This window comes from Citrobacter sp. Cs237 (assembly GCF_030332325.1).
Taxonomy (GTDB): domain Bacteria; phylum Pseudomonadota; class Gammaproteobacteria; order Enterobacterales; family Enterobacteriaceae; genus Citrobacter_A; species Citrobacter_A sedlakii.
This window is the reverse complement of sequence record NZ_JAOWIB010000007.1, coordinates 1-3722: the sequence shown is the minus strand read 5'-3', so window position 1 is coordinate 3722 and position 3722 is coordinate 1. Positions and strand designations below refer to the sequence as shown.

General features: G+C 49.5%; 3 protein-coding genes, 1 tRNA gene and 1 pseudogene. 3 read left to right on the top strand and 2 right to left on the bottom strand.

The window, feature by feature from the left end; genetic code table 11:
* The first annotated feature begins 188 nt into the window (after window positions 1-188).
* Window positions 189-1217, top strand: a complete 1029-nt coding sequence (murB, locus tag OGY07_RS00055; RefSeq protein ID WP_286597898.1) for a UDP-N-acetylmuramate dehydrogenase — start codon at window positions 189-191, stop codon at window positions 1215-1217.
* Entirely contained in the window at window positions 1214-2176 is a 963-nt protein-coding gene (birA, locus tag OGY07_RS00050; protein ID WP_042293159.1) for a bifunctional biotin--[acetyl-CoA-carboxylase] ligase/biotin operon repressor BirA, read from the top strand. The genes murB and birA overlap by 4 nt, the downstream gene beginning before the upstream one ends.
* A 28-nt stretch (window positions 2177-2204) precedes the next feature.
* Here the strand turns inward: birA and coaA are convergent, their stop codons facing one another.
* On the bottom strand, window positions 2205-3155 hold the full coding sequence (gene coaA / locus OGY07_RS00045) for a type I pantothenate kinase (protein WP_181823308.1): 951 nt from the start codon (window positions 3153-3155) through the stop codon (window positions 2205-2207).
* A 303-nt stretch (window positions 3156-3458) separates the two neighbouring features.
* Window positions 3459-3539 (bottom strand): annotated as a pseudogene (locus tag OGY07_RS00040) (hypothetical protein); the annotation flags it as partial.
* Window positions 3540-3558: 19 nt separating this feature from the next.
* Here OGY07_RS00040 and OGY07_RS00035 point away from each other — a divergent pair.
* A tRNA-Thr gene (locus tag OGY07_RS00035) sits at window positions 3559-3634 on the top strand.
* Window positions 3635-3722 lie beyond the last annotated feature (88 nt).

The window sequence follows — 3722 nt, the reverse complement described above, 5'->3', positions numbered from 1 at the left end:
CCCATGCGAGAGTAGGGAACTGCCAGGCATCAGACAAGTGAAAAGCCCATCCTGACGGATGGGCTTTTTGCGTTTCTGGCGCTGGTCTACTGAATCAGTCTGTAGTAATCAAACCCATTCCGCCATAAAACAAGCCTTACCGCAGCATATGCGTTAAAATAACGCGATTATGCATCTGGAAAGCGTCTATGAATCACTCCCTTAAATCCTGGAATACCTTTGGTATCGATCAGTCTGCAAATGAAATTATTTGTGCTGAGAATGAACAACAACTCTTAAATGCCTGGCAAACCGCCAATGCAAAGCAACAACCGGTATTGATTCTGGGTGAGGGGAGTAATGTGCTGTTCCTTAATGCTTTCCATGGGACAGTCATCATCAATCGTATTAAAGGAATTGAGGTGACAGAACAACCAGATGCGTGGCATTTGCATGTTGGCGCTGGCGAAAACTGGCATCAGCTGGTTCAGCATACGTTGCAGCTTGGTATGCCTGGACTGGAAAACCTGGCGCTGATCCCTGGCTGCGTCGGTTCTTCTCCCATTCAGAATATAGGTGCTTACGGCGTTGAGCTTCAACGGGTCTGTGATTACGTTGACTGCATCGAATTAGCGACGGGGACGCCTCACCGTCTTAGCGCTCAAGAGTGCCGTTTTGGATACCGTGACAGCATTTTCAAACATGAGTATCAGGATCGCTTTGCAATTGTCGCCGTTGGCCTGCGCCTGTCTAAGCAATGGCAGCCAGTATTGACCTATGGCGATCTCACGCGACTCGACCCGGCGACCGTTACGCCTCAGCAGGTGTTTGACTCCGTCTGCCATATGCGAATGACTAAACTGCCAGACCCGAAAGTAAACGGTAACGCAGGCAGCTTTTTTAAAAATCCTGTCGTGACAGTTGACGTTGCACAGGCACTGTTATCTGAATTCCCCCACGCGCCACATTATCCCCAGGCGGATGGCTCAGTAAAACTGGCGGCTGGCTGGCTAATTGACCAGTGCCAGCTTAAAGGCATTGGAATTGGCGGCGCTGCCGTACATCGCCAGCAGGCTTTGGTACTCATTAACGCGGATAATGCGACAAGTGAAGATGTTGTCCAGTTGGCGCATCTGGTTCGTGAGAAAGTTGGAGAAAAATTTAACGTCTGGCTGGAACCGGAAGTGCGGTTCATTGGACAAATGGGTGAGGTCAATGCCGTGGAGATCATCGCATGAAGGATAATACCGTTCCCCTGACGCTGATCTCTCTGCTAGCCGACGGCGAGTTTCATTCTGGCGAACAGCTAGGTGATACGCTGGGGATGAGCCGCGCCGCCATTAACAAGCATATCCAGACACTACGAGATTGGGGCGTTGATGTTTTCACCGTGCCTGGCAAAGGCTATAGTCTGCCCGAGCCGATCCAACTGCTGGATGCGAATCGTATTCATAGCCAACTGGATCGCGGCACGGTTGCTGTGCTCCCTGTTATCGATTCAACCAATCAGTATCTCCTGGAGCGAATCGGAGAACTGCAGTCAGGTGACGCATGTGTCGCTGAATATCAGCAGGCCGGGCGCGGTCGCCGTGGACGTAAATGGTTTTCGCCATTCGGCGCCAACTTATATCTGTCGATGTACTGGCGTCTGGAACAGGGACCCGCTGCGGCGATCGGTTTAAGCCTGGTGATTGGCATCGTGATGGCGGAAGTCTTACGCGATTTGGGAGCAGATAAGGTTCGCGTAAAGTGGCCAAACGATCTGTATCTGTTGGATCGCAAACTGGCAGGGATCCTGGTTGAACTGACGGGGAAAACAGGCGACGCTGCACAGATCGTGATCGGCGCAGGAATAAACATGGCGATGCGTCGTGTTGAAGAAGGCATCGTAAATCAGGGATGGATTACATTACAGGAAGCCGGTATCACGCTCGATCGCAATACGCTGGCTGCGAGACTCATTCGTGAATTACGTACCGCGCTGGAGTTATTTGAGCAGGAAGGCCTGGCTCCCTATCTTTCGCGTTGGGAAAAACTGGATAACTTTATCAATCGCCCGGTCAAACTGATTATCGGTGAAAAAGAAATATACGGCATCTCTCGGGGGATTGATACGCAGGGCGCATTGCTGCTTGAGCAGGACGGGATAGTAAAACCCTGGGTGGGAGGGGAAATATCCCTGAGAAGCGCACAATAAAAAGGGGGAGCGATTGCTCCCTTTTTATTTATTTACGCAGGCGAACCTGCTCGACCGCATGATTTGCGCTTTTTGTCATAATGAGACTCGCGCGTTCACGTGTGGGTAAGATATTTTGCTTCAAATTCAGCCAGTTAATCTCTTTCCATAACGCCGTAGCGGTATTGATTGCCTCATCTTTTGACAGCTTCGCGTAGTTATGGAAATAAGAATCGGGGTCAGTAAACGCCCCTTCACGGAATTTGAGGAAGCGGTTGATATACCACGTTTGCAGTAAATCTTCCGGTGCATCAACATAAATAGAAAAGTCGACGAAATCAGAAACAAATACATGATGAGGGTCGTGCGGATAGTCCATTCCGCTTTGTAACACGTTAAGCCCTTCGAGAATTAATATATCCGGCTGGGCCACCGTTTTATCGCCATCAGGAATCACGTCATATATCAGGTGCGAGTAAACCGGAGCCGTCACATTTGGCACGCCTGATTTAAGATCAGAAACAAACTTAACCAGGCGGTGCATATCATAGGACTCAGGAAACCCTTTCTTCTTCATCAGACCGCGATCTTTCAGCACCTGGTTAGGGTGAAGAAAACCATCAGTGGTAATCAACTCAACGCGACGATGCTCCGGCCAACGGCTCAGCAGCGCTTGCAACACGCGCGCGGTGGTACTTTTTCCTACAGCCACGCTGCCGGCAATACTGATGATATAAGGGATACGCTCGCCATTCGTGCCAAGGAACTGCTCGAGAACCGCCTGACGACGAAGGTTTGAGCTGATATAGAAGTTAAGCAAACGCGACAGAGGCAAATAAATCTCCGCGACTTCTTCCAGCGACAGATCTTCATTTATACCTTTTAACCGTGCGATCTCATCTTCAGTCAGAGTCATTGGCACGGAATCACGAAGCGCAGCCCACTGGTTGCGGTTAAACTGTAGGTAAGGCGTCATTAACGTTTGCTCTTTTATACTCATAAGCATGTTTCTGGCTGTCATTACTTCATCAGGGCCGTGATGAAAAAGCGCGTCAGCCCCGGCATGCAATGGCACGTCACATTTCAGTTAATCTGGACAATGGGCAGGAGGGTAACACCAGATGGAAAGGAATAATAAGAAAAAATGTTTCCCTTACTTCATTCGCTGAAAAGCAATGTGACGCATATTCCAGATGTGAAGATGATAATTTTAGCCAGTAAGCGGCCCACTGCCGACAGCAAAGCGAAACTTGCCTTGTCCGTAATGTCGAAATTTTATGCTAAGCTGTCTGAAAATACGTCATTTATTGGTCGTATAGCGCAAAATGTGAGCGATAGAACATTTTATGCAATTTTTTAGTTGCATGCGCTCGCAGGTCTCCATAGAATGCGCGCTACTTGATGCCGACTTAGCTCAGTAGGTAGAGCAACTGACTTGTAATCAGTAGGTCACCAGTTCGATTCCGGTAGTCGGCACCATCAAGTCCGGTGGGGTTCCCGAGCGGCCAAAGGGAGCAGACTGTAAATCTGCCGTCACAGACTTCGAAGGTTCGAATCCTTCCCCCAC